1 pseudogene is annotated in these 231 nt (G+C 70.1%); it reads left to right on the top strand.

Features of this window, described 5'->3' with window-relative positions:
• Positions 1-231: pseudogene (locus AX690_RS11765) on the top strand (N-acetylglucosamine-6-phosphate deacetylase); the annotation flags it as partial.

Raw genomic sequence — 231 nt, forward strand, 5'->3', positions numbered from 1 at the left:
GGGTGCTGTTCAACGACGCCCCGACCGTCGAGACCATCGCCGCCATCGGCGCGGCGCATCGGACCTATGGCGCGACCGGCTTCCTGCCAACCCTGATCAGCGACGATCTCGACGTCGTCGACAAGGCCCTGCGCGCCACCGAGGCGGCGATCGAGGCGGGCGTGCCCGGCGTGCTGGGCGTCCACATCGAGGGCCCGTTCCTCAATCCCAAGCGCAAGGGCATCCACGACG

Origin of the sequence: Caulobacter sp. CCH9-E1, from assembly GCF_001556515.1 — a bacterium.
Lineage (GTDB): Bacteria > Pseudomonadota > Alphaproteobacteria > Caulobacterales > Caulobacteraceae > Caulobacter.